Genomic DNA, 23,832 nt, shown 5'->3' with positions numbered 1-23,832 from the left:
TAATCTATCTTTTATTTTACCAGCTTATTGTTAAAATTGGTGAATAAACTTCTAATGATAAAAAACGCTTTCATTTTGTCGCATACTACTGTTTAATTATGCTAAAATAATAGGCGAGGTGCTAATAATCGTGAAACAATTAATTCATAATGACTGGTGGGAAGTTTTAAAACCCCAGTTCGAGAGTGCATACTATGCACAGCTGCATAATTTCTTAAAAGAAGAATATACACATCAAACGATTTATCCAGAAATGCATCATATTTTTGAAGCATTTGAATGGACGCCGTTTAGCAAAGTAAAGGTTGTTATTCTTGGTCAAGATCCATATCATGGACCACATCAAGCGCATGGGTGTAGTTTTTCAGTGTTACCTGGAGTTCCAGTTCCGCCATCATTACAGAATATTTACAAAGAGCTTCAGGCTGATTTGGGTTGTACACCGGTCAATCATGGTTACCTAAAAAAATGGGCTGATCAGGGTGTCTTACTATTAAATTCTGTCTTGACAGTACGTGCGGGACAGGCGTATTCACACCGTGGTCATGGATGGGAACAGTTAACAGATGCTGCCATTCATGCCTTATCCGAACGCCCTAAACCAGTTGTTTTTATCCTCTGGGGACGGGCAGCTCGTAATAAAAAGCAGCTGATTAATACTAACACTAATATTATTTTGGAATCAGCCCATCCAAGTCCGCTTTCTGCACATCGTGGTTTCTTTGGATCGCGACCATTTTCGAAGACTAATGAAGCACTTCAAGCAATGGGAGAACAGCCAATCGACTGGCAGTTACCTCCCCAACCAATTATTGATAAAGGCGTGACTAAATAAATAGTCACAACTTTAAAATGTTTAGTAACCATTAAGGAGGTACTTGCATTATGGAATTATTTGATGAGATTGCTACAAAGGTAAAGGGACAAAATAAGACAATTGTTTTTCCTGAAGGTGAAGACAAGCGGGTCTTAGGAGCTGCTGTTCGCTTAAAGCAAGACGAGTTAGTAGAACCAATTCTTCTTGGTGATAAGGATACAATTAAAAAGGTTGCTGCAGAAAATAATTTGGATCTTACTGATTTACAAATTATTGATCCGGCAACTTACCCTGAAGAAGATAAGCAGGCAATGTTTGATTCATTAATGGAACGGCGGAAGGGTAAGAATACTCCTGAGCAAATTCATAAGATGCTTGAAGATGTTAGCTACTTTGGGACGATGCTTGTATATATGGGCAAGGCCGATGGAATGGTATCTGGTGCTGTTCATTCAACTGGTTCAACAGTTCGCCCAGCTCTACAAATTGTTAAGACTAAGCCGGGCGCACACCGAATTAGCGGTGCATTCTTGATGTTAAAAGGTGACAAGCGTTATATCTTTGCTGATTGTGCAATTAACATTGAATTAGATGCGCCAACAATGGCGGAAGTCGCTATCCAGAGTGCCGAAACTGCGCGCCTATTTGAAATTGATCCAAAGGTTGCTTTGCTTAGTTTCTCTACTAAGGGATCTGCTAAGGGCGACATGGTTACTAAAGTTGCTGACGCTACTAAGCTTGTTCATGAGATGGATCCTGAATTACCTGTTGATGGTGAATTGCAATTTGATGCAGCTGTCGTTCCAGAAGTCGGTGAATTAAAGGCACCAGGCTCAAAAGTTGCTGGTCATGCCAATGTCTTTATTTTCCCAAGCTTGGAAGCAGGTAATATTGGTTACAAGATTGCACAGCGTTTTGGTGGCTTTACAGCCGTTGGGCCGATTCTTCAAGGACTTAATGCCCCAATTGCTGATCTTTCTCGGGGATGCAGTGAAGATGACGTATACAAGGTTGCAATGATTACTGCTGCTCAAGCACTATAAAAATAGTATTAAGTAGCTATAATATATGCCTTGTTATTGAGATAAAAGTGAATAGTGAAGTACACAAATGGCATCAAAAGTCCGGTAAAGCCGAACCCTAGATGCCTAATTGTGTTTGTGGGACGTGAAAACGAGGTCATACCTGGTTTTGCTACGTTCCTTTTTTCTTTCTTTCGTAAAATGAGATACAATAAGGCTAATATTATAAAAATAGAGGAGATAAAGATGGAAAAACTAACCATGACAGGTCGGAATGCCACAATCGACCTTGGAAATAGGATTGGACAACAGCTAAGAGCGGGTGATGTCTTAGTTTTAGATGGCGATTTAGGTGCTGGAAAGACAACCTTTACTAAGGGAATCGCTAAGGGATTAGAGATACCAGACATTATTAAAAGCCCGACTTTCACAATTATTCATGAGTATCAAGATGGCCGATTACCGTTGTACCACATGGATGCTTACCGGTTGGAAAATGGTGGTGCTGAAGATTTAGGCCTTGAAGAATACTTTGACGGCGATGGGGTATCAGTTGTTGAGTGGGCTGAATTTGTTGAAGATGAGTTACCAGCAGATTATTTGGCGATTCATTTTAAACGAACAGGTGATGATGATACTCGAATACTTGAATTTGAACCGCATGGGGCACACTTTAATCAAATTGTAAGAGGCGTGATGGGGCATGGCAGATGAAATTTCAATTAAGTTAGCGACCAGTGCTGATGCTGGGCAGGTCTTACAATTTTTACGGACAGTTTCTACTGAAAGCAATGCAGTCCTTATTCCTCATTTACGGGAAGTTAGTAAAGCAAAAGAGGCGCAAAATATTGACCTGATTAACCAGTTCGATGATTGTGTGATGATGCTCGCAATGCTTGAAGAAGAAATAGTCGGCATGGTAACGGTAATGGTATTAGAAGAACAGCCAACTACTGGTGAATTAGGAGTAGTTGTGCGGAAAAAGTATTGGCGAAATGGAATTGGCCGTCTTCTAGTTGATGAAGCTGAATATTGGTTTGAAACTTATAGTAGTTTAGAGAATTTGGTATTAACAGTTTTTGATGATAATATTGCCGCAATTAACTTATACCACCAATTGGGTTTTGTTGATACGGGGACGGTAACCGAAGAAGGACGCCGAGTTATTCAGATGAAATACCAGCAAAAAAATAAGTGAGCAAGATAAAATCCCCCTTAGATCAACACAATTGCTGATTTAAGGGGGATTTTTACTTATTTACTTTTATGAAGGACCTGTTTAATGTTACGCCAGAGTGAACCCTTTTGCTGGTGTGAACTAACATCTTGGGTAACTTCAACGCATCCTAAATAGTTATTATCTTTGTCACGAAGAGCGTAAAAGGCAATGTTAACTGGACGATCATGATACTTAATCATGATGCTGATAGAATCGCGTTCGCCACTATGCATGTCATGGAGAACTTGCTTAACGTGGCTTTGACTGTGTCCGGGGTGGACTTCTAATACGTGCTTGCCAAGGTCACTATCAGTTCGCTTGAAAAGCCGGTGATCATTGGCTGAAGACCACCGAACAATGTCATTTTCATCAATAAAGTCAAATTCAACAGGAATAGTTTTAAATATCGCGTTTAATTGTTGGAGGCTAAGTTGTCCACCATTAAGTTTAATATCTGTCATAATATCTCTCCTTTTAGCCGATCATTTTAATAAAGGGTTGAATCTGTTGCGGGGCAAAATGCTGACTTTGGTAGAGTAAGATATTAGCACAGGCTTGAGCATCATCAAGGGCATTGTGGTGGTGATGAAGATCGATGCTTAATGCGTCACAGACAGTGTTAAGCTTATAATTTGCTAGACCAGGAATTAGACGTCGACTACTAGCTACTGTATCAAGAGTTTGGTATGCGGGCGCCTCAATTTGATAGTGTTCAAGGGTATTTTTTAAGACACTATTATCGAAGCGGTTGTTATGAGCGATTACTAACTTATCAGGGGTAAAAAACTGCTTAATATGTTCCCATACTTTTGGAAAATCTGGTGCATTTAAAACATCCCGTTCATGAATCCCATGAATCTGAACATTGCGCCAGAAAAAATCAGTATGTGGATTAATCAGTGTGTAAAATTCATCAGCAATTCTTCCGTTACGAACGATGGTAAGAGCTAACGAACAGGCGCTATAACGCTTGCTACTGGCAGTTTCAAAATCCATTGCTACAAAGTTCATTTAATACCCTCCTCGCAAATTTCAATATTATTATTGTACAATTAACTAACCGTTTTTCAAAACGTTTAATTTAGAAAAATGATACAATAGCTTTTGAAAGTAAATATAAAAAAGGAAGAAAATAAAATGGCTAATTTGATGAATGAGTTTCCTGACATTGAAATTAAACAAGATGAACCATTAATGAATTATACATATACCCATACAGGAGGACCAGCAGACTGGTTAGCTTTTCCTGAAACGGTTGATCAGGTTAAGCAATTAGTGGATTATGTACGCGACCATGATATGTCGTTGACTGTTCTTGGAAATGCAAGCAATCTAATTGTTGGTGACGGGGGAATAGACGATCTAACGATAATCCTTACGCGCCTTAATAAGATTGAGGTTCATGATAATAAAGTAACTGCCCAAGCCGGTGCATCTTATATTGATACTACTAGGATGGCACGTGATAATAATCTTACGGGGTTAGAATTTGCTGCGGGGATTCCTGGAAGTATTGGTGGCGCAATCTTTATGAATGCCGGTGCATATGGTGGAGAAACTAAAAATGTAGTTACAGATGCGACGGTTATGTTACCTGACGGCACGATTGAACACCTTTCAAATAAGGAATTGGATTTTGGTTACCGTCATAGTAGTATTCAAGAAAATAAAGGAGTAGTGTTAGATGCTACTTTCACTCTTGAACCAGGCGATTACGATGAGATTAAGGCAAAAATGGATGATTTAAATGAACGGCGTGAAGCAAAACAGCCTTTAGATCTGCCATCTTGCGGAAGTGTATTTAAACGGCCGGAAGGATACTATGCAGGGAAGTTGATTCATGATGCTGGCCTGCAAGGCTATACATCAGGCGGAGCGCAGGTTTCTACCAAGCATGCTGGCTTTATTGTTAATATTGATCATGGAACAGCAGCAGACTATGTAAATGTAATTCGCCATGTTCAGAAAACTGTTAAAGAAAAGTTTGGCGTTGATTTAGAAACAGAAGTAAGAATTATTGGACGTCAGGATTAAACTAAAAGTGTAAGGGGTGAGCGTAAAAAAGTTCACTAAGCCTTACACTTTTTTATTAAAAAGTATAATTTATTGATGAATTATGAAAGAATCTCACAAAATACTCATTAAAAAATTATTTTCTTTACTGAAAAGCGATTTCAGTGGATTTTGAGGTATAACGATATACCGTAAGTAGAAGGCGTCTTTGTAATCACTTTCAAAGTGTGATAGGATATTTAAGTCACATTTTTGAAAAAATTCACAAAGTTAGGAGTATATTTCATGAACAATAATGTAGTTGTTTTAGGAAGTATTAACGTTGATACAACTTATCATGTTAATCGTTTTCCTCAACCTGGTGAGACAATTTCAGCAGTAAGTAAAAGTTCAGCTCCAGGCGGAAAGGGTGCTAACCAAGCAGTAGCAGCAGCTCGCTCTGGTGCTACGACTGCTTTTATTGGTGCAGTAGGTTCTGATAAGGAAGGGGCCTACATGCTGGAATCGTTGGAAGATGATAATATTGATACTCGTCATATCATGACGGATAAATTACATGGGACGGGTAGCGCAGCAATTACCCTTGATGCAAACGGACAAAACGACATCATGGTATATGGCGGTGCTAATCAGGCAATGACTACGGACGTTTTAACGGGAATTGAAGATGTATTGGCAGATGCAGATTTCTTAATTAGCCAATTTGAAACACCGCAAGAAGTTACATTAGCTGCATTTAAGCAAGCAAAAGAACATGGAGTAACTACTCTTTTAAATCCTGCGCCTGCTCATGAGATCTTGCCTGAACTATTAAAGTATACTGACGTAATTACACCAAATGAGAGTGAATGTGCGCTTTTAACAGGGATTACGATTACTGATGAAGAATCAATGTTAAAAAGTGCAGAATACTTCCGTGAACGTGGAGTTAAGCACCTCTTAATTACGTTAGGTTCAAAGGGTGTCTTTTACTCAACACCAACAGCACATGGATTAGTACCAGCGTTTAAGGTTAAGGCCGTAGATACGACGGCAGCTGGTGATACCTTCCTTGGTGCACTAAGTTCACAATTAGCAAAGGACTTATCAAACGTTGATAAAGCACTAGTATACGCTCAGCGTGCATCTAGTTTGACTGTTCAGCAAATGGGAGCAATGCCATCAATTCCTGATCATGAGACTGTTGAAAAGGCATTAGCAGAAAAATAAGGAGTAGGACGATGAAAAAAACAGGAATTATTAATTCAGAAGTTTCGGCAGTTGTTGCTAATATGGGGCATATGGATTGGCTTTCAATTGGCGATGCGGGAATGCCAGTTCCATTTGGCACGAAAAAGATTGACTTAGCCGTAGATAAGGAACTACCAAGTTTTATGGATGTTTTGAATAACGTTTTGAAAGAAATGAAAGTTCAAAAGATTTACTTGGCTAATGAAATCAAGGATCAAAATCCGGACCAATTAGAGAATATTAAGAAAGCTTTACCAGGTGTTGAGATAGCATTTATGCCACATAGCGATTTAAAAAAGAATCTCGCTAAAACTCATGCCTTTATTCGCACTGGTGAAATGACACCATATTCAAATATTATTCTTGAATCAGGTGTAACATTCTAATTTTGTAGGAGAGAAAAAGAAGTATGGATAGAGAAATAAATAATAAAGGACAAAGCTGGGTTCAGCTTCCTAACGGTTACCTTAGTCGGACACCAATGTTCCAATTTGTCATTTTATGTTTGATTTTCCCACTATGGGGAGCAGCTGCGAGTCTTAATGATATCTTGATTACGCAGTTTAAGACGGTTTTTACATTAAATGATACTGCAACTGCTTTTGTGCAAAGTGCTTTTTATGGTGGTTATTTCTTAATGGCAATCCCAGCATCGATTATTATTAAGAAGACTTCATACAAGTTGGCAATTCTTATTGGGCTATTATTTTATATTATTGGTTGTGGAATGTTCTTCCCAGCTTCACATGTTGCCACTTATAGTATGTTTTTAGCAGCAATTTTTGCGATTGCGATTGGTTTGAGTTTCTTAGAGACTAGTTGTGATACTTATGCGACAATGTTTGGCCCCAAGGAGACTGCTAATAAACGATTAAACGTTGCTAATGTATTGATTCCATTAGGGGACATCATGGGAATTGTCCTTGGAAAGTATCTTATCTTTGGTGAAGGTGGCAATATTGCCGATAAGGTTGCCAAAATGTCCAAAGCTGAGGCGGAAGCATATAACCAGCACTTATTGCAATTAACTTTGCGGCCGTACAAATATATTTTAATTGTTTTAATTATTATCTTTATTGTTTTGGCAATAACCAAGATGCCACGAGCAAAGGCCTTATCAACCAATGCGGATGCACAGGAAGCGGCAGAGGAGCAACCTTCATTAGGTGAAACCTTTAACTACTTGTTCCATAACAAGCGTTACATGAAGGGGGTTCTTTGCCAATTTATCTATGCAGGTATGCAGACTACTGTATGGTCGTTTACGATTCGACTAGCATTACGGTTAGATTCGCATATTTCTGATGCAGCTGCCTCAACTTTTATGATTTATAGTTACATTGCATGGTTCTTTGGTAAGCTTGTTGCTAACTGGTTCCTTGACCGGTACTCAATTACTAAAGTATTAACATGGTTCTCATTACTAGGAACTATTTCTTTAATTATTACTTTTACAATTCCAAATATTACAGCAGTTATCGCAGCAATTGTTACCAGCTTCTTCTTTGGACCGGAATGGCCAACTATTTATGCTCATACGCTAGATCAAATTCATGAAAAGAAGTACACAGAAACTGGTGGGGCATTTATTGTTATGTCCTTAATCGGTGGAGCAATCGTACCGACAATTCAAGGACGGGTATCTGACTTGAGCGGATCAATGCAATTATCATTTATTGTCCCTGCAATTTGCTTTGCCCTTATTACTCTTTACTTCTGGACAGAGCATCGTTGGGAAAAGGCACATCCAGATGAAGTTCAAGAACATTAATATTCCCCGGGAAATATAAAATTTAATTATAGGGTTCAGTAGCTTAATATCAGCTAACTGGACCTTTAATTATATAATGGGAAATACACATAAATTTCATTCAGGTAGGGTCAAAGCTAAAATGAAATGATATAATATGAACGTGATTTAGAGGATGGTGAATGCGATGCAGTTTATAGTTTCGCTTCTTACATGGCAAAATCTGATTCATTTAATTGATATTTTAGTGATTTGGTTTTTAATCTATGAGCTATTAATGTTAATTCGTGGGACCAGAGCGGTACAACTTTTTCGAGGAATTTTAATTATTATCCTCGTTAAAATTGTCAGCTGGTATGTTGGCCTAAGTACAGTATCATGGGTGATGGATCAGATTCTTAACTGGGGTGTTATTGCAATTGTTGTTATTTTCCAGCCAGAAATTCGGCGAGGATTAGAACACCTAGGTCGGGGAACCTTCTTTACTCATAATCAGACGGCTAATGAGAAGGAAGAGGATACGATTAAACAGTTAGATCAGGCAATCCAGTATATGTCGAAGCGAAGAATTGGTGCCCTAATGAGTATTCAAATGAAGACGGGGCTTGAAGAGTATATTGAGACTGGAATTCCGTTGGATGCGGATATTTCTGGTGCGTTATTAATTAATACTTTTATTCCTAATACTCCGTTGCATGATGGGGCAGTAATTATTAAAGATAATCGAATTGCGGTTGCGGCTGCTTATTTACCGCTTTCTGATAGTAAGCTAATTCCTAAGGAGTTAGGGACGCGTCACCGGGCGGCAGTAGGAATTAGTGAGGTAACCGATGCTTTGACAATAGTAATTTCAGAAGAGACTGGCGAAGTTTCAATTACTAAGGATAATGAGTTAATTAGAAATTTGTCACGAGAAGATTATCTAAAATTTTTGCGGGCCCAGTTATATACTCATGAACCGCAACATGAAAACTTAATAACAGAATTATATGCTAAGTTCCACCGCAAAGGAGGTGGCCGTCATGGGCAAAAACACTAAGGGCTTTTTCCGTCGTAAGTGGTTTTTGCGGGTTATTTCGTTAGTTCTAGCGCTTTTCTTATTTATGTATGTAAATGGAAGCAAGAGCGGCTTTCTTCGGCAAAATACACGGAATAACAACCAGAATAGTGCATTAATGTCTGATAAATCGGCAACAATCAAAATGCCACTTGATGTCACTGTAGATAATGCTAAGTATATAGTGAGTGGCTACCCACAATATGTAAAAGTTAAGGTTACCGGTCCGTCAGCATTAGTTACCACGACGTCTAATACGCAAAACTTTAAAGTTTATGCAGACCTTTCAGATCTAACTCCGGGAAAACATCGTGTTAAGTTAAAAACAAGCGGTTTAAATTCTGAATTAACTTCTAGTATTAGTCCGCAGTACATTAATGTGAATATTCAACCACGAAAGACGATTACAATGAAGGTAACAGTGCGTCTAAGTACCAAGAATTTAGATAATGATTATCAAATTGGACGACCACATAGTGATATTCAAAATGTTCAGGTAACAGGGTCACGTGAAGAGGTTAACCATGTGGATAAAATAGTTGCTTATGTTGCAGTACCACATAATGCTAAAGATAATATTTCGCGGCAAGTTACCCTTCAAGCCCTAGATCGGAATGGACAAACGTTAAATGTGGTGATTTCACCAACAACCACTAATGTAACAATTCCCGTATCTCCAGGAATGCAAAGTAGTGGTTCAAATGGCTCATCGTCAAGTAGTGATGGTGATGGTAAGAGTGATACGAGTAGCTCTAAGTCGTCATCTAGAGAAGAATCTTCGGAGTCGTCTACGGAGACATCTCAATCATCAAGTAGTATAAATAATAGTGGAGATTCAAGTTCAAGTAATACAAATTAATTCTTTAATATATAGAGGAGAAGTGACATGAAGTTAAAATATTTTGGAACAGATGGTGTTCGTGGTGTTGCAAATCAAGATCTTAGTCCTGAATTAGCATTTCGGGTTGGTCGAGCAGGTGGTTATGTTCTCACTCGGCATTCTGAAAGAAAGCAACCACAAGTATTAGTTTCTCGTGATACCCGTATCTCAGGACAAATGCTAGAAAACGCATTGGTTGCAGGATTATTATCGGTTGGAATTGAGGTCTTACGGCTTGGGGTTGTTACTACTCCAGGAGTTGCTTACCTTGTACGAGCACAGGAGGCTGATGCAGGAGTAATGATCACTGCAAGCCATAACCCGATCAAGTATAATGGGATCAAATATTTTGGTGGTAATGGCTTTAAACTATCGGATGATCTTGAATATGAAATCGAACAATTATTAGATGCTGAAGAAGATACGCTACCACGTCCTTCTGATGAGGGATTGGGAACAGTTGCCGATTATCATGAAGGAGCATTAAAATATACCTCATTTCTTGAACAAACAGTTTCAACTGACTTAGAAGGATTAAAGGTTGTTGTTGATGCTGCTAATGGTGCAACAAGTGGCTTTATTTCAAACCTATTTGCTGATATGAATGTTGATTTCATTCCAATCAATGACCAGCCAGATGGCTTAAATACTAACTTAAACTGTGGTTCCACTCATCCGGAAAGTCTTCAAAAAGCGGTTGTTGAAAATGACGCGGATCTTGGTGTAGCCTTTGATGGTGATGGTGATCGTTGTATCGCTGTTGATAATGAAGGAAATATTGTTGACGGTGATAAGATCATGTATATTTGTGGAAAATACATGGATAAAAAAGGCTTATTGAAGAAAGATACCGTAGTAACGACGGTAATGAGTAACCTAGGGATGTATAAGGCTTTAGAAGCGCACGATTTAAAGAGCGTTAAGACTAAAGTAGGTGACCGTTACGTTGTCGAAGAGATGTTAAAGAATGGTTATAATCTTGGTGGTGAACAATCAGGACATATCATCTTCTTAGACCACAATACGACGGGTGATGGGATGCTTACTGCACTTCAGCTCTTATCAGTTGTAAAAGATTCTGGTAAGACCCTAGCTGAATTAGCAAGTGATGTTACGACTTATCCACAGGAATTATTAAATATTAAAGTTGCGGATAAGGCGAGCGCAATGGAAAACCCAAAGTTGAAGGAAGTCATTGCCCAAGTTGAACAAGAAATGAATGGTGATGGTCGTGTTCTAGTCCGGCCAAGTGGAACAGAGCCACTTCTTCGTATTATGGCTGAAGCAGCTACACCTGAATTAGTTCATGAATATGTTGAACGAATTGGGGATGTAGCAAGAGCAGAATTAGAAGTTAAGTAGATTATAAGACCCTGTGAATATATAAGTGGAATCAGATAGCACCTATATATTTACAGGGTATTTTTATCGAATGTAAAAAATATCTTATATAGACCAATCAAATAAAATGATTGACAAGTAAAGTTAAAAACTGTACTATACAATACAGTTGCTTAGAACTGGTGCCTAGCACTAGTTATCTATACCAATTTTATTTAAAGGATGGAATTTAATTATGTGTGGAATTGTTGGAGTTACAGGAACTGACAAAAGCTTGTCAATTCTAATTAACGGATTAAAGCGTCTTGAATACCGCGGCTATGATTCTGCTGGGGTTTATGTTAACGATCAGCAAGGACATGACTACCTTGTAAAACGTTCAGGACGGATTACTAACTTAGAAGCAGCTCTTAGCGATGAAGTTCATGGGACAACTGGTATTGGTCATACTCGCTGGGCCACGCATGGTGAACCGAATGAGGCTAATGCCCACCCACAATATTCACAAGACGAACGTTTTTATTTAGTCCACAATGGTGTAATTGAAAATTATGCTGAATTAAAAAAGGAATACTTATCTGATGTAAAATTTGTTAGCCAGACTGATACGGAAGTTATTGTTCAATTAGTTGATAAATTTGTGGTTGAATTAGGAATGTCAACCGAAGCAGCTTTTCTTAAAGTCTTGCGGTTAATTAGTTCTGATTCTTCTTATGCATTTGTTTTAATGGATAAAGAACAGCCGGATACTTTGTTTGTTGCTAAAAATAAGAGTCCCCTATTAGTCGGAGTAGCTGATGGCTATAACATGGTCGGTTCTGATGCGATGTCAATGATTAAGGAGACCGATACCTTCATGGAAATTGGCGATCATGAATTAGTTATTGTAAAGCCTGACCATATTACTATTAAGGACTTTGATGGTAATGAGGTTAAACGGCCAACATTTAAAGTCGATATGGATGCTAACGCTGCTGATAAGGGCACTTACCCATACTACATGCTTAAGGAAATTGATGAACAACCGGCAGTTATGCGGAAGTTAGTTCAAAAGTATTTTGGTGATAGTAATGTTGCCCAAATTAATGAAAAGCTCCTTAAGGATATGGCTAATGCTGACCACTTATATATTGTAGGTGCAGGTACGAGTTACCATGCCGGATTGGTGGGTGCACGGATTTTTGAAAAGCTGTGTGGAATTCCGACTTCTGTTCATATTTCATCAGAATTTGCTTATGAACAACCATTACTTTCCAAGAAACCATTCTTTATCTTCTTAAGTCAGAGTGGTGAAACTGCTGATAGTCGTGAAGTATTAGTTAATGTTAATAAGAATAATTGGCCAAGTTTAACAATCACTAATGTTGACAAGTCAACTCTTTCTCGTGAAGCTACGTATACTGAGTTACTTTATGCGGGCCCAGAAATTGCAGTTGCCTCTACTAAGGCTTACACTGCTCAAATCGCAGTTGAAGCTATTCTTGCTCAAGCACTTGGTGTATATATGGGCAAACAGGCGGCTAAGGACTTTGATGTCAAACACCAATTAGGGCTAGTGGCTAACGGGATGCAGTCAATTACTGACAGTAAGAAGAAAATTGAAGAAATCGCTTCTCGTTACCTATCTAAGGTTCCGAATGCTTTTTACATTGGTCGAGGAATGGATTGGTCGGTATCACTAGAAGCTGCCTTAAAGCTAAAAGAAATTTCATACGTTCAGGCAGAAGGTTTTGCTTCAGGTGAATTAAAGCATGGAACAATTGCGTTGATTGAAGACCATACACCAGTTATCGGAATTATTACGCAAGACCGGACTGCTGGTTTAACACGGAGTAACCTTGAAGAGACGCAAGCACGTGGCGCAAGTACAATCACAATTGTTTCACGTCACCTTGCCCAAGAAGACGATACGTTTATCTTGCCAGACGTTGATGAGGTTCTTACACCATTGTTAAGTGTCTTACCGGCACAATTATTGGCTTACTATACTAGTCTTGGTAAAGGACTTGACGTTGATAAGCCACGAAATTTAGCAAAATCAGTTACAGTTCAATAAAATTTTAAGAGAATCAGTTAAATTCATTTGTAATTTACTGGTTCTTTTTTGCTATTTAGAATATAGCAATTAAATTGATAAATTATCTGAAAATGTTTAATATATAGGGTTGACTTATTTATTTGTAAACGCTATCATAATAGGTGCAAGGTATTAAGTATTTACCTTCTAATCAATTCTCTTTCTCTCTTATGCCAATCATCGTCATTTAGGCGATGATTTTTTGGTTTAAACTCGTTATAATGATAGGGTTGAAAGGGGCAGAGAATGTGGAAGAACAACATGAAACGTTGACATTAATCGAAGAGATTACCCGAAATGATGGCTCAAAATATTATGAAATTGGAAACATGGTTCAAAATGGTCGTGCCGAATTAGCCGCAGAACGTAAATTCATTAAGGAAGTACGGATATTAGAATTAAATATTCCTCATTCTAAAAATGTTATTAAATATGAGCATTTTATAAATACGCATTATAAAATGCAGGATGAATCGATGGATCACTGGGAAGAATGGAAGCGACCACCGGAAATCGATAAAGTTGTTCAATCAATTTTAAAAGAAAATCATGTAGGGTAATTAAGGCAACTACCTAAGACTGAAAGACTAGTCTTGGGCTTTTTCATTTTTGAGAATATGGTATGAAAAATGTGGAGGTTAGGCAATGAAGCCGAATTTTAATCCATCACAGGGTACGCACACCCACTATTTTGTTACTGGAATAGACGGATTACGTACGCTAGCCGTTTTCGGCGTTATAATTTATCACTTATTACCTAATTTTTTAATGGGTGGGTACTTAGGAGTACCGCTTTTCCTATTGATTTCTGGGTATTTTGTAACTTACCAATTTAATCGCCAACTTAAATATGGCGGTCGAATTGATATTGGCTGTTTTTACCTTAAACGTTTTCGGCGTTTGTATCCGACGCTAATAGCGATGTTAGTTTTAACGACAGCTTATATTACGCTGTTTGCTCGTGAACTACTCCATAATATTCGGGCAATAATCATTACTAATTTAACTTGGATTTATAATTGGTGGGAAATAAGTCACGGTCAATCATATTTTGATCAATTTGGTGGTATTTCACCTTTTACCCATTTATGGACCTTAGGAGTTGAAGCGCAGTTCTACTTACTATGGCCATTAATTATTACCCTTCTTTTTAGAGTTTTTAAGGAGACACGGATAGTTCGCCGTGCTGTATTTGCGTTAGCGATTCTCTCAGCAATTGAAATGGCTGTTTTATATGATCCGTCAAATATTAACCGTGTGTACTACGGGACTGATACACGAGCTTTTTCATTGTTCCTTGGTTCTTGGCTAGGATTGGCATGGCCATTAAATCGTTTACGGCCAAAACTTCAACAAAATAGTCGAAACTTACTAAATATTGTTGGAATTTTAGCAATGGCTATTACAATAATCGGTTTCTGTACGTTAAATGGTCAGTCGGCTTTTACCTATCGTGGTGGGATGTTTTTCTATAGTTTTGTAGGGCTCCTTTTAATGGCTACGATTCTTCATCCTGGAGCTAGTATGAACAAGTGGCTTTCCAATCCGGTCTTTCACTGGATTGGGCAACGATCATACGGTATTTATGTTTATCAGTATCCGGTGATGATTTTTTATGAGCGAATAATTAAGGTTGGTAATTATCCGTTAGTGAACGCGCTTGTTGAAATTGGAATAATTCTAGCAATTAGTGAGGTTTCATACCGCTTGGTAGAACGTCCATGTGCTAAGTATCAATGGTCTAACCTGCTGGTAGATTTTCAAAGGATGTTAGAAAGACATCGCATTAGTTGGCAAAGCGGCAGTAAGCTTATTGCCGGGACATTAGTGTTTATCATTGCATTTATCGGCTTTTGCCAGCCAAATCGCGCACCGAAAAAGACAGCAGTTCAGCAAAGAATTGAGCAAAATCATCAAGCGGCTGAAAAACATAACAAAAAAATTGCTAAAGGTGAAACTATTGCAGAAGCAAGTGGCAATACGAAAAAACTGCAAAAACAGTACGACTTAACACCAACGCAGATAAAGGCGGCCCAAAAGTTAAAGGTAACAGCTATTGGTGATTCAGTAATGGCTGATGCTGCGGATAGTATTCAAAAACTTATGCCTAATGCTTACGTTGATGCACAAGTCGGTCGTCAGGGATCAGCTACGCCAGCTGTGATCAGGCAATTAAAAGCAGATGGTCATTTAAATAAAATTGTTATTTTAAATCTTGGAACAAACGGGTCGATGACGCAGGATACATTAGATGAGATATTAAGTGCAATTGGTCCTGGACACCAAATTTATTGGCTAACAGCTCATGTTCCAACAAAGCCGTGGCAAAAGACTGTTAACAGTGAAATAAAAGATGTTGCTAAGAAGCATAAAAATGTTCATGTTGTTGACTGGTATAAGGCCAGCCAAGGCCATGCCGAATGGTTTGCAAGTGACAATGTGCATATGGGACCGGCGGGAAATGACCACTTTGCCCGTTTGATTGCTAAGGCTGTTTTAGCTGATCGCTAGGGGGAAAATAATGGCAACTGAAGATCAATTATTAGATAAGGCAATTAATATATATTTAACGGGCCTAAAAGGATTAGAAAGCTTTATTTCGGAACCAGCGAGTGAGTATAACCTGTCTTTTGAACAATTTCTAATTTTACGGATGATTATTAGCCACCCCAACATTAAACTGATGGATATTGCTGAACAGCGACAGGTAACAAGGAGTGCTGTTTCACGGCAGCTTAAAATTCTTTTTCGCCAAGCGTATGTTGAACAAAAGGCAGATCCAGCAGATCGCCGCCGGATGTTTTTAATCGCAACAGCAAAAGGGGTAGCGGTTGAAACAAAGATTTGGCAAAAAATAACCCAGCGCTTTTCAAAGTGGGTTCAGATTTATGGTAAGGATCGGGCTGATCAGTTTTTGACGTTATTTGAAGACTTTAATCAGCAAATTATTCAAGGAAAAATTAGAAAGAGAGAACGAGATAATGATTAAAATGATTGCTCTAGATCTTGATAATACTTTACTAAATAGTAATAAAGAGATTAGTAAACGAAACGAAGTAATCCTTAAGCAGTTACATGAACAGGGAATACGAGTTGTTTTGTGTACAGGGCGGCCGATTAATGCAATCTGGCCATACATTGAACAATTGGGATTAACTAAGCCAGATGATTATACGATTACGTTTAATGGAGGATTAGTTATTAATAATACATCCCGTGAACACCTTTTCGAGTTGGGAATGAAAAAGGCAGACTTAAAACCATTATTTGAATATGTGAATAATGAGAAAATACCATTAAATGTTCTTGATTTTGAACGGGTATATGAGTTAAATGATTATCCAGGCTCTATATACCGGACAGTTTTAAAAAATATTGAATTTAATAATTTAGCTATGCATGATTTGCCGGAAACAATATATAGTAAGGCAGTAATGGCAATCGAGCCAGCCGAATTATCGCCAATTATTGCCAAGCTACCGGCTGATCTTAAAGCACATTATCATGCTGTTCAATCGCAACCAATGATTATGGAATTTTTGCCCAAGAACTTAAATAAGGCGGTTGGACTAAAAGCATTATTAGACCACTTTAATGAGGACTTTAGTAATTTAATGGCATTTGGGGATGCGGATAATGACCTCGAAATGATAGAAGCAGCGGTGCAAGGTATTGTGATGGAAAATGGGTTGCCAAATGTTAAGGCTGCCGCAACTGCAATCACAGATACTAATGATAATGATGGGGTTGCCAAGTATTGTGAGCGTTATTTTGCAACACTTTTGTAATAAAGATTGTTATAAAGCATAAAATAAAAGGGAAATTTGAAGCAATTATGAAGTTTTTGCGAAAAATTTTCCTTTTTTTATTCATATTTTGCAGAAATTATCGCAAAAGTTAAGTAAACCGAAACCGTAACGGGCCCAACGCTTTACTAATTCACAAACTAAATCCTTGACATTTTATATTACAAAATATTACAAAAACCAAACGGAGAGTAGTAAATAGAAATGATGCTGTTACAGCATAGTAATATTTAGAGTGTAGTATATAAGGTGTTGAAACGGAAAAGATAATTTGCTAAATAATAAAGGATGGTTGTTTAATTTATGATTTCTAAGAAAAACTTTGCTAAAGTATCTGCTACTCTTGGTGCAGTGGCCTTAGGTGTTAGTGCAACGGCTACTGCTGCTAATGCTGACACTATTTACACCGTACAAAGTGGTGACACACTTTCAGGTATTTCTTACAAATTTGCTAAGAACAACAGCATGATCAATGACCTTGCTAAAAAGAATAATATTCAAGATATTAACAAGATTTTTGTTGGTCAAAAGTTAATCATTAAGAGCGATGGTGAAATTCAAGAATACAACGCTCAAAATGCTGCTAATGCTAATGTTAATACTCAACAAGCGGCTCAACAAAGTACACAAACTACTCAAGCACAATCACAACAAACACAAAACCAAGCTAACCAAAACTATACTTCAAATGCTTCTGGTTCAGAAGCTGCTGCTAAGGCATGGATTGCTGGTCGTGAATCTGGTGGTAACTACGGTGCTACTAATGGTCAATATGTTGGTAAATACCAATTATCAGCATCATACCTCAATGGTGATTACTCTCCAGCAAACCAAGAACGGGTTGCAGACCAGTACGTAGCAAGTCGTTATGGTTCATGGACTGCTGCTCAACAATTCTGGCAAGCAAATGGTTGGTACTAAAATTAAATTTGACTTTGAGTCGGAAGAGACATATTGATGCCTTTCCGGCTTTTCTTTTTAACTAAATATGTTATAATATATTTACTTCATTATGGGGATGTTTTATGGATTCGACAGGTATAGGTCGAGTTTCAACTGCGTTTCGAAGGTTGCGTCTTCGTAAAAACGCTCAGTTTTAAATTATAACTGCAAACAATAATTCAAACGCATACGCATACGCTGCCTAACAAGTAGCGCGCGTAGATCCATTCCGGGTTCGTCCATGATGCGGTAATGGGTTTTATAAGTAGTGGACTACGCTTACTACTCCCGCTTGAAGTAGTAAGAAGAGTTTAATCAAGCTAGCTAATCATGGTTGCCCTGATCAACGGCGTTTTGGTTAGTAAAGTCTAAATAGTTGAGATATGAACGTAGAGGTTGAAATGGCGATATGCTTGGACACGGGTTCGACTCCCGTCATCTCCATTGCTAATTGCCTACAGTAACTGTCACAGGTATGTGGCAGTTTTTTTATTAGTGGCTATTAGCTTTAATTTCAAGAACTTGTGTTAGAATTAGGAAAATAGAGAGTTAATGATTAGATAAAGGAATGAATTAAATGCAAATATTAATGATTGAGGATAACCATTCTGTTTGTGAAATGATGGCAATGTTCTTTAAAAAAGAAAAATGGCAATATGAGTTTGCCTACGATGGTGTGGAGGCAGAAGAAAAATTTAACGCTGACCCTAACAAATGGGATATAATTTTGCTTGATTTAAATTTACCGAAAAAAGATGGGATGCAGGTCGCTGCTGATATTCGACGGGTATCGCCAACGGTTCCGTTGATTATGCTTACTGCACGTGATACAGAAAGTGACCAAGTACTCGGCCTAGAAATTGGTGCAGATGATTATGTAACAAAGCCATTTAGCACTATTACATTGATTGCACGTATTAAAGCATTGTACCGACGAACACATTTAAATAAGTTTGAAAAAGTTCAAGATGATGATAACGACGAAACTTTTGATATTCAGACTAAGCACTTTAAGATGAATACTAAGACCCGCGAAGTTTTCCTATATGATAAGTTAGTAAATGATTTAACGCCTAAAGAATTCGATCTATTAAAGACTCTGGCTTCAAAACCGCGACAGGTATTTACACGGTCGCAACTTCTTCAGTTAGTATGGGATTATGAATACTATGGTGATGAGCGGACGGTTGATGCTCATATTAAAAAGCTGCGGCAAAAGTTAGAAGATATTGGTCCGCAAGTAATTAAGACAGTCTGGGGTGTTGGTTATAAATTTGATGACGAAGGTAATGACTGATGAAATTAATGTACCGGTTGATGCTATCGTTTTTTGCTATCATCGTAACATTGATGATTATTGTTAGTATCTCGTTTATTAACGTTACTAATAATACTTTGTACCACAATACGTGGCAGCAACTGAAAAGCTATTCTGATAGTCTAATTCAAGATTCTATTCGTTATAATATGGCAACACAAAGCTTTGAAGGTTTTGCAACTGAATCTCTAAATAGCAATGCTAATCTGTTAACCCGCCAAAATGTTCACTTTGCTATTTATGACACAACTCATCGCAAAATTTTTGCAAGTAATGGTTTCGCACCTAATATGAGTCGCAATGATTGGCAAAAACTAAAAAAGGGAGAAACAGTTTATACCAAATTAATCACTCCCAAAATTAACACGAGAGTTTCTAATAGTACTTCGCCACGGATGACAGAAGTTTCACGACCATATTTTTACAAGGGAAAGATGATTGCAGTAGTATCAATTGCAACTTTTGTGTCAACAATTGAACAAAATATGCGTCAAATTAAGCTCAATTTGATTATGGCATTGCTGGCAGCCAGTTTAATAACATTGGCGGTTAGTTATTTCTTAGCACGGTCGATTACAAAGCGAATTGATAGTCTTCGAATGGCAACGCACCAAATTGCGCGTGGTAATTATAATGTCGAGGTAAACGATAGTGGTCGTGATGAAGTTGCTGATTTAGGCCGTAGTTTTAATCAAATGACGACTTCGCTTCGAGAATCACAGCAGGAGATCCGCCGGCAAGAAGAACGGCGGCGACAGTTTATGGCAGATGCGGCCCACGAAATGCGTACTCCGTTAACGACAATTAATGGGATCCTGGAAGGGTTACAATATGATGCCATTCCTGAAGAGGACAAGAAACATAGTATCCAGCTAATGCAAAATGATACCCGGCGTTTAATCCGCCTTGTCAATGATAATCTTGATTATGAAAAGATTCGCACGAACCAAATCGCGATGGAGCGGAAAGTATTTGATGCTTCAGCAGTTCTTGAAAACTTACGGGAACAGTTAGCAAAAAAGGCCAAAGAAAAACACGATATTCTTAAATTAGATGTGGCTCGCAATTTAAGAGTTTATGCAGATTATGACCGTTTCGTGCAAATTATGTTTAATATTATCCAAAATGCGATTCAGTTTACGGACAACGGATTAATCAGTATCCGTGGTAAGCGTGTTGAGAAGGGAAGTCAGTTCCAAATAGAGGATAATGGTATCGGGATGACACCTGAACAGCTTGATAACATTTGGGAACGTTATTATAAAGCTGACCGGTCACGAATGAATACAAAATATGGTGAATCAGGATTAGGTTTAGCGATTGTTCATCAGTTAGTCCTTCTTCATGGTGGAAAGATTGATGTAAAAAGTACCTATGGAAAAGGAACTACTTTTACAATCTTCTTCCCAGATCGTGATTATGCGCCACATAATAGTCAGCAAACAAATAATAACGATAAAAAGTAAGCCAATTATTTACATTAAACGTTTTAACCTTGTTGTTAAAGCGTTTTTAAATTTTATAGACCAATTTTTTATTTTAAGAAATTTAAAGAAAGCGCTTGTGTAAGCGTTTACCTTGTGATAATATAATATCTCGTAATCATATATTACGGATTGATAGGAGAGAATTTTTATGAATTACTTACTTGCTTTAATCCCTGCAATTGGTTGGGGAATTATGCCACTAATTACTGGTAAGATTGGTGGTTCAACAATTAACCAAATGTTTGGTATCGGAGCCGGTGCTACAATCGTCGGTTTAGTTGCCTTTATTTTTGGTCATCCAACTGTTAGTTTAGCTGGTTTTTGGTTCTCTGTACTTTGTGGAGCCTTATGGACCATTGGACAAATTGGACAATTTATTTCATTCAAGCGAATGGGTGTTTCAAACACTATTCCACTATCAACAGTATTTCAATTAATCGGTAACTCCTTAATTGGTGTTATTATTTTTGGTGAATGGCATGGGGCACGTGCTCTTACTATTGGATTTATCGCACTTGCAATTGTTATTGTGGGAGCGCTAATGACCTCTGTTTCTGATAAAAGTTCAGGAAAGAAAATTACTGTTCAAAACTTCTTTTTCCTTCTTATTACAACGATTGGTTACTGGGTATACTCAGCCTTCCCTAAGATGCCAATGATTGCTAATGATAGTTCATTGGGAATTTTTCTTCCTGAAATGTTAGGAATTTTACTTGGATCTGTCATCTATGCAATTTGCTCTGGAAATATTAATTCCTTTAAACAAAAGAAACAATACCTTAATATTTGGGGTGGTATTTCATGGGGAATTGCTGCTTTAGCATATATCTTTGCTGGCCGGGCTCTCGGTATTAATGTTGCCTTTGTCTTTACCCAGATGAATGTTATTATTGCGACAATTGGTGGTGTGCTTATTCTTCATGAACACAAGACTCGCCGCGAAATGTCATTTACAATTGCTGGTATTATCTTTATTGTTGCCGGAAGCATCTTAACAATTTTTGCATAAAAAAAAGTACTAAAAAAAGAAGTTGCAAAAGCAGCTTCTTTTTTTAGTACGGATAGTTAGTTAACCGGTCGCTTTCTGTTATTTTACGGACTACTTTTCCTGGAACCCCTAGAACAAGAGAATTATCAGGAATATCTTTAGTTACAACCGTTCCGGCACCAATTACACAGCCATTGCCAATTGTCACACCCGGACAGACTGTAACGTTACTAGCAAGCCAGCAGTTATCACCGATTGTTACTGGTTTGCCGTATTCCACATCGTCAAAAGTACCATCTTCTTGTTGGCGAATATTGCGTTGCTGATACATGAGCGGGTGCATTGCAGTAATGATGGAGACATTGGGTCCGCACATTACATTATCACCGATTGTTACAGGACAGGTATCGAGGATGGTGAAATTGAAATTAGCGTAGAAGTTTTTTCCTATTTTGGTGAAGCGTCCGTAATCGATGTGAATAGGTCCCTGAAGATAAATACCATCATCGTGGCTTGGAAAAAGTTTATCAAGGATCATTTCACGCTCAATAGTATCTTCATCAGCCGTTAAGTTATAATCACGTGAAAAACGATGAGCGAGTCGAGAAAATTTATTTAATTCAGCTGTTCCTGGACGGTATGGTCTTCCAGCAAGCATATTTTGTGTATTTTGCTCCATATTTTTGGACCTCCTTGTATTTTTATAAGCGGATACTTGTTTTTATTATGATTAACCGGATGAGAGATGTCAATTTTAGATATTACGAAAAAATTCGTACTTCTAATTGAAACCGACTACATTATTCGCTATCATTTAAATGTCTAAAAAATAAAAAAAGAAAGAAGCTATTGGAATGACACATATTAAATTTGACAGTAGCGCATTAAAGCAATTCGTACATGATAATGAACTTGGTGAAATGCAAGCAATGGTTAACGCTGCTAATGATGAATTACGCAACGGAACAGGTGCTGGAGCGGACTTTCGCGACTGGCTCCACTTACCAACAGAATATGATAAAGAAGAATTTGCCCGAATTAAAAAGGCGGCCGCTAAGATTCAACGCGATTCGGATGTCCTGGTGGTAATTGGGATTGGTGGTTCATACCTTGGGGCCCAAATGGCAATTGACTTCTTGCACAATACCTTCTACCAAGCCCAAAAGGCGAAGGATCGGCAAGCACCATTGGTTGTCTTTGCCGGTAATTCCTTGAGTTCGACGTATGTGCATGACTTGATTCAATTGATTGGTGATAAGGACTTCTCAATTAATATTGTTTCTAAGTCTGGAACCACAACTGAACCGTCAATCGCCTTTCGGATTTTTAAGGACCTCTTAATTAAGAAGTACGGAGAAACCGAAGCTAATAAGCGGATCTATGCTACCACCGATAAAGCGAAGGGCGCTTTGAAGACTGAGGCTGATGCTCATGGTTACGAAACCTTTGTAATTCCGGATGGTGTTGGTGGTCGTTACTCGGTTCTTTCCGCAGTAGGGTTATTGCCAATCGCTGCTTCTGGTGCAGATATTGATAAGCTAATGGCCGGGGCTGCCCAAGCAGAAAAGGATTATGTTGATCCGGACTTAAGTAAGAATGAAGCCTACCAATACGCTGCTTACCGGAACATTCTTTACCGTAAGGGCTATGAAACCGAATTATTGGAAAACTACGAGCCGAACATGCGGATGTTTGCCGAATGGTGGAAGCAGTTAGCCGGTGAATCAGAAGGGAAGGACCAAAAGGGGATCTACCCATCCTCAGCTAACTTTACCACCGACCTGCACTCCCTTGGTCAATACATCCAGGAAGGGCGCCGGTTCTTAATGGAGACCGTTGTTAAGCTTGATAAGCCAAACCATGATATGGAAATCCCAACCGAACC

At 38.2% G+C, this 23,832-nt stretch carries 24 protein-coding genes and 1 other RNA gene; 22 read left to right on the top strand and 3 right to left on the bottom strand.

Translation table 11 applies throughout. The features are described from left to right. Nucleotides 1-130 precede the first annotated feature (130 nt). From H5S39_RS10725 to H5S39_RS10710, 4 genes are all read left to right on the top strand, one after another. Nucleotides 131-835, top strand: coding sequence for a uracil-DNA glycosylase (locus tag H5S39_RS10725; protein WP_182597064.1), 705 nt, complete (start codon nt 131-133; stop codon nt 833-835). Nucleotides 836-885: 50 nt separating this feature from the next. Continuing rightward, complete coding sequence (gene pta / locus H5S39_RS10720; protein ID WP_182597063.1) at nt 886-1,860, top strand: phosphate acetyltransferase; 975 nt, start codon at nt 886-888, stop codon at nt 1,858-1,860. Nucleotides 1,861-2,085: 225 nt separating this feature from the next. Further along, the gene (tsaE, locus tag H5S39_RS10715) at nt 2,086-2,553 is read left to right on the top strand and encodes a tRNA (adenosine(37)-N6)-threonylcarbamoyltransferase complex ATPase subunit type 1 TsaE (protein ID WP_182597062.1); all 468 of its coding nucleotides are present in this window, start codon (nt 2,086-2,088) and stop codon (nt 2,551-2,553) included. After that, entirely contained in the window at nt 2,543-3,037 is a 495-nt protein-coding gene (locus H5S39_RS10710; protein WP_182597061.1) for a GNAT family N-acetyltransferase, read from the top strand. Before tsaE ends, H5S39_RS10710 begins: the two co-directional genes overlap by 11 nt. Before the next feature lie 56 nt (nt 3,038-3,093). Here H5S39_RS10710 and H5S39_RS10705 read toward each other — a convergent pair whose 3' ends face one another. Both H5S39_RS10705 and H5S39_RS10700 read right to left on the bottom strand, forming a co-directional pair. Then, nucleotides 3,094-3,519 carry a PAS domain-containing protein gene (locus H5S39_RS10705; protein WP_182597060.1) on the bottom strand — a complete coding sequence of 142 codons (426 nt, stop codon included), beginning with the start codon at nt 3,517-3,519 and terminating at the stop codon, nt 3,094-3,096. 13 nt (nt 3,520-3,532) lie between these two features. Then, nucleotides 3,533-4,069 (bottom strand): 3'-5' exonuclease, encoded by a 537-nt coding sequence (locus H5S39_RS10700; protein WP_182597059.1) that lies wholly within the window; start codon nt 4,067-4,069, stop codon nt 3,533-3,535. A 126-nt stretch (nt 4,070-4,195) separates the two neighbouring features. Here H5S39_RS10700 and murB point away from each other — a divergent pair, with 126 nt between their 5' ends. The 17 genes from murB to H5S39_RS10615 all read left to right on the top strand — a co-directional run bounded on the left by murB (nt 4,196) and on the right by H5S39_RS10615 (nt 21,968). Then, nucleotides 4,196-5,092 (top strand): UDP-N-acetylmuramate dehydrogenase, encoded by an 897-nt coding sequence (gene murB, locus H5S39_RS10695; RefSeq protein WP_182597058.1) that lies wholly within the window; start codon nt 4,196-4,198, stop codon nt 5,090-5,092. A 264-nt stretch (nt 5,093-5,356) separates the two neighbouring features. Beyond that, nucleotides 5,357-6,280 carry a ribokinase gene (gene rbsK / locus H5S39_RS10690; RefSeq protein ID WP_182597057.1) on the top strand — a complete coding sequence of 308 codons (924 nt, stop codon included), beginning with the start codon at nt 5,357-5,359 and terminating at the stop codon, nt 6,278-6,280. An 11-nt stretch (nt 6,281-6,291) separates the two neighbouring features. After that, nucleotides 6,292-6,687 (top strand): D-ribose pyranase, encoded by a 396-nt coding sequence (gene rbsD / locus H5S39_RS10685; RefSeq protein WP_182597056.1) that lies wholly within the window; start codon nt 6,292-6,294, stop codon nt 6,685-6,687. Nucleotides 6,688-6,710: 23 nt separating this feature from the next. Beyond that, complete coding sequence (fucP, locus tag H5S39_RS10680; protein ID WP_182597055.1) at nt 6,711-8,072, top strand: L-fucose:H+ symporter permease; 1,362 nt, start codon at nt 6,711-6,713, stop codon at nt 8,070-8,072. Nucleotides 8,073-8,238: 166 nt separating this feature from the next. Continuing rightward, nucleotides 8,239-9,090 (top strand): diadenylate cyclase CdaA, encoded by an 852-nt coding sequence (cdaA, locus tag H5S39_RS10675; protein ID WP_231832889.1) that lies wholly within the window; start codon nt 8,239-8,241, stop codon nt 9,088-9,090. Further along, nucleotides 9,074-9,967 (top strand): CdaR family protein, encoded by an 894-nt coding sequence (locus tag H5S39_RS10670; RefSeq protein ID WP_182597053.1) that lies wholly within the window; start codon nt 9,074-9,076, stop codon nt 9,965-9,967. The genes cdaA and H5S39_RS10670 overlap by 17 nt, the downstream gene beginning before the upstream one ends. 27 nt (nt 9,968-9,994) lie before the next feature. Continuing rightward, the gene (gene glmM / locus H5S39_RS10665) at nt 9,995-11,350 is read left to right on the top strand and encodes a phosphoglucosamine mutase (protein WP_182597052.1); all 1,356 of its coding nucleotides are present in this window, start codon (nt 9,995-9,997) and stop codon (nt 11,348-11,350) included. Nucleotides 11,351-11,564: 214 nt separating this feature from the next. Further along, entirely contained in the window at nt 11,565-13,385 is a 1,821-nt protein-coding gene (gene glmS / locus H5S39_RS10660) for a glutamine--fructose-6-phosphate transaminase (isomerizing) (RefSeq protein ID WP_182597051.1), read from the top strand. Between the two features lie 269 nt (nt 13,386-13,654). Then, nucleotides 13,655-13,966 carry a hypothetical protein gene (locus H5S39_RS10655; RefSeq protein WP_182597050.1) on the top strand — a complete coding sequence of 104 codons (312 nt, stop codon included), beginning with the start codon at nt 13,655-13,657 and terminating at the stop codon, nt 13,964-13,966. An 85-nt stretch (nt 13,967-14,051) separates the two neighbouring features. Further along, entirely contained in the window at nt 14,052-15,917 is a 1,866-nt protein-coding gene (locus tag H5S39_RS10650; RefSeq protein ID WP_182597049.1) for an acyltransferase family protein, read from the top strand. Nucleotides 15,918-15,927: 10 nt separating this feature from the next. Next, nucleotides 15,928-16,395, top strand: a complete 468-nt coding sequence (locus tag H5S39_RS10645) for a MarR family winged helix-turn-helix transcriptional regulator (RefSeq protein ID WP_182597048.1) — start codon at nt 15,928-15,930, stop codon at nt 16,393-16,395. After that, nucleotides 16,388-17,194 carry a Cof-type HAD-IIB family hydrolase gene (locus H5S39_RS10640; RefSeq protein WP_182597047.1) on the top strand — a complete coding sequence of 269 codons (807 nt, stop codon included), beginning with the start codon at nt 16,388-16,390 and terminating at the stop codon, nt 17,192-17,194. Before H5S39_RS10645 ends, H5S39_RS10640 begins: the two co-directional genes overlap by 8 nt. Nucleotides 17,195-17,515: 321 nt before the next feature. Beyond that, nucleotides 17,516-18,133 carry an aggregation-promoting factor gene (gene apf, locus H5S39_RS10635; RefSeq protein WP_182597046.1) on the top strand — a complete coding sequence of 206 codons (618 nt, stop codon included), beginning with the start codon at nt 17,516-17,518 and terminating at the stop codon, nt 18,131-18,133. 93 nt (nt 18,134-18,226) lie between these two features. After that, nucleotides 18,227-18,601: a transfer-messenger RNA gene (ssrA, locus tag H5S39_RS10630) on the top strand. Nucleotides 18,602-18,731: 130 nt separating this feature from the next. Continuing rightward, nucleotides 18,732-19,451, top strand: a complete 720-nt coding sequence (locus H5S39_RS10625) for a response regulator transcription factor (RefSeq protein WP_182597045.1) — start codon at nt 18,732-18,734, stop codon at nt 19,449-19,451. Next, nucleotides 19,451-20,938 (top strand): sensor histidine kinase, encoded by a 1,488-nt coding sequence (locus tag H5S39_RS10620; RefSeq protein WP_182597044.1) that lies wholly within the window; start codon nt 19,451-19,453, stop codon nt 20,936-20,938. The genes H5S39_RS10625 and H5S39_RS10620 overlap by 1 nt, the downstream gene beginning before the upstream one ends. Nucleotides 20,939-21,107: 169 nt before the next feature. Then, entirely contained in the window at nt 21,108-21,968 is an 861-nt protein-coding gene (locus H5S39_RS10615) for a GRP family sugar transporter (RefSeq protein WP_182597043.1), read from the top strand. A 43-nt stretch (nt 21,969-22,011) separates the two neighbouring features. Here H5S39_RS10615 and H5S39_RS10610 read toward each other — a convergent pair whose 3' ends face one another. Then, nucleotides 22,012-22,626 (bottom strand): sugar O-acetyltransferase, encoded by a 615-nt coding sequence (locus H5S39_RS10610; RefSeq protein ID WP_182597042.1) that lies wholly within the window; start codon nt 22,624-22,626, stop codon nt 22,012-22,014. Between the two features lie 175 nt (nt 22,627-22,801). On the opposite strand from H5S39_RS10610, the gene H5S39_RS10605 reads away from it, so the two are divergent. Beyond that, nucleotides 22,802-23,832: glucose-6-phosphate isomerase (locus H5S39_RS10605; RefSeq protein WP_182597041.1), on the top strand; the 1,031-nt coding region annotated here is incomplete at its 3' end.

The organism is Limosilactobacillus rudii (assembly GCF_014145455.1).
GTDB lineage: Bacteria > Bacillota > Bacilli > Lactobacillales > Lactobacillaceae > Limosilactobacillus > Limosilactobacillus rudii.
Note: the sequence above shows the minus strand (reverse complement) of the source record. Positions and strands in the feature narration are given on the sequence as shown.

What these genes read in the sequence shown, in the direction of transcription:
- tsaE (WP_182597062.1), top strand. Translation starts at nt 2,086, where the DNA reads ATGGAAAAACTAACCATGACAGGTCGGAATGCCACAATCGACCTTGGA.
- murB (WP_182597058.1), top strand. Translation starts at nt 4,196, where the DNA reads ATGGCTAATTTGATGAATGAGTTTCCTGACATTGAAATTAAACAAGAT.
- H5S39_RS10610 (WP_182597042.1), bottom strand. Translation starts at nt 22,626, where the DNA reads ATGGAGCAAAATACACAAAATATGCTTGCTGGAAGACCATACCGTCCA.
- H5S39_RS10620 (WP_182597044.1), top strand. Translation starts at nt 19,451, where the DNA reads ATGAAATTAATGTACCGGTTGATGCTATCGTTTTTTGCTATCATCGTA.
- H5S39_RS10640 (WP_182597047.1), top strand. Translation starts at nt 16,388, where the DNA reads ATGATTAAAATGATTGCTCTAGATCTTGATAATACTTTACTAAATAGT.
- apf (WP_182597046.1), top strand. Translation starts at nt 17,516, where the DNA reads ATGATTTCTAAGAAAAACTTTGCTAAAGTATCTGCTACTCTTGGTGCA.
- cdaA (WP_231832889.1), top strand. Translation starts at nt 8,239, where the DNA reads ATGCAGTTTATAGTTTCGCTTCTTACATGGCAAAATCTGATTCATTTA.
- H5S39_RS10700 (WP_182597059.1), bottom strand. Translation starts at nt 4,069, where the DNA reads ATGAACTTTGTAGCAATGGATTTTGAAACTGCCAGTAGCAAGCGTTAT.
- H5S39_RS10710 (WP_182597061.1), top strand. Translation starts at nt 2,543, where the DNA reads ATGGCAGATGAAATTTCAATTAAGTTAGCGACCAGTGCTGATGCTGGG.
- H5S39_RS10670 (WP_182597053.1), top strand. Translation starts at nt 9,074, where the DNA reads ATGGGCAAAAACACTAAGGGCTTTTTCCGTCGTAAGTGGTTTTTGCGG.
- glmM (WP_182597052.1), top strand. Translation starts at nt 9,995, where the DNA reads ATGAAGTTAAAATATTTTGGAACAGATGGTGTTCGTGGTGTTGCAAAT.
- pta (WP_182597063.1), top strand. Translation starts at nt 886, where the DNA reads ATGGAATTATTTGATGAGATTGCTACAAAGGTAAAGGGACAAAATAAG.
- H5S39_RS10650 (WP_182597049.1), top strand. Translation starts at nt 14,052, where the DNA reads ATGAAGCCGAATTTTAATCCATCACAGGGTACGCACACCCACTATTTT.
- fucP (WP_182597055.1), top strand. Translation starts at nt 6,711, where the DNA reads ATGGATAGAGAAATAAATAATAAAGGACAAAGCTGGGTTCAGCTTCCT.
- glmS (WP_182597051.1), top strand. Translation starts at nt 11,565, where the DNA reads ATGTGTGGAATTGTTGGAGTTACAGGAACTGACAAAAGCTTGTCAATT.
- H5S39_RS10615 (WP_182597043.1), top strand. Translation starts at nt 21,108, where the DNA reads ATGAATTACTTACTTGCTTTAATCCCTGCAATTGGTTGGGGAATTATG.
- rbsD (WP_182597056.1), top strand. Translation starts at nt 6,292, where the DNA reads ATGAAAAAAACAGGAATTATTAATTCAGAAGTTTCGGCAGTTGTTGCT.
- H5S39_RS10625 (WP_182597045.1), top strand. Translation starts at nt 18,732, where the DNA reads ATGCAAATATTAATGATTGAGGATAACCATTCTGTTTGTGAAATGATG.
- H5S39_RS10705 (WP_182597060.1), bottom strand. Translation starts at nt 3,519, where the DNA reads ATGACAGATATTAAACTTAATGGTGGACAACTTAGCCTCCAACAATTA.
- rbsK (WP_182597057.1), top strand. Translation starts at nt 5,357, where the DNA reads ATGAACAATAATGTAGTTGTTTTAGGAAGTATTAACGTTGATACAACT.
- H5S39_RS10645 (WP_182597048.1), top strand. Translation starts at nt 15,928, where the DNA reads ATGGCAACTGAAGATCAATTATTAGATAAGGCAATTAATATATATTTA.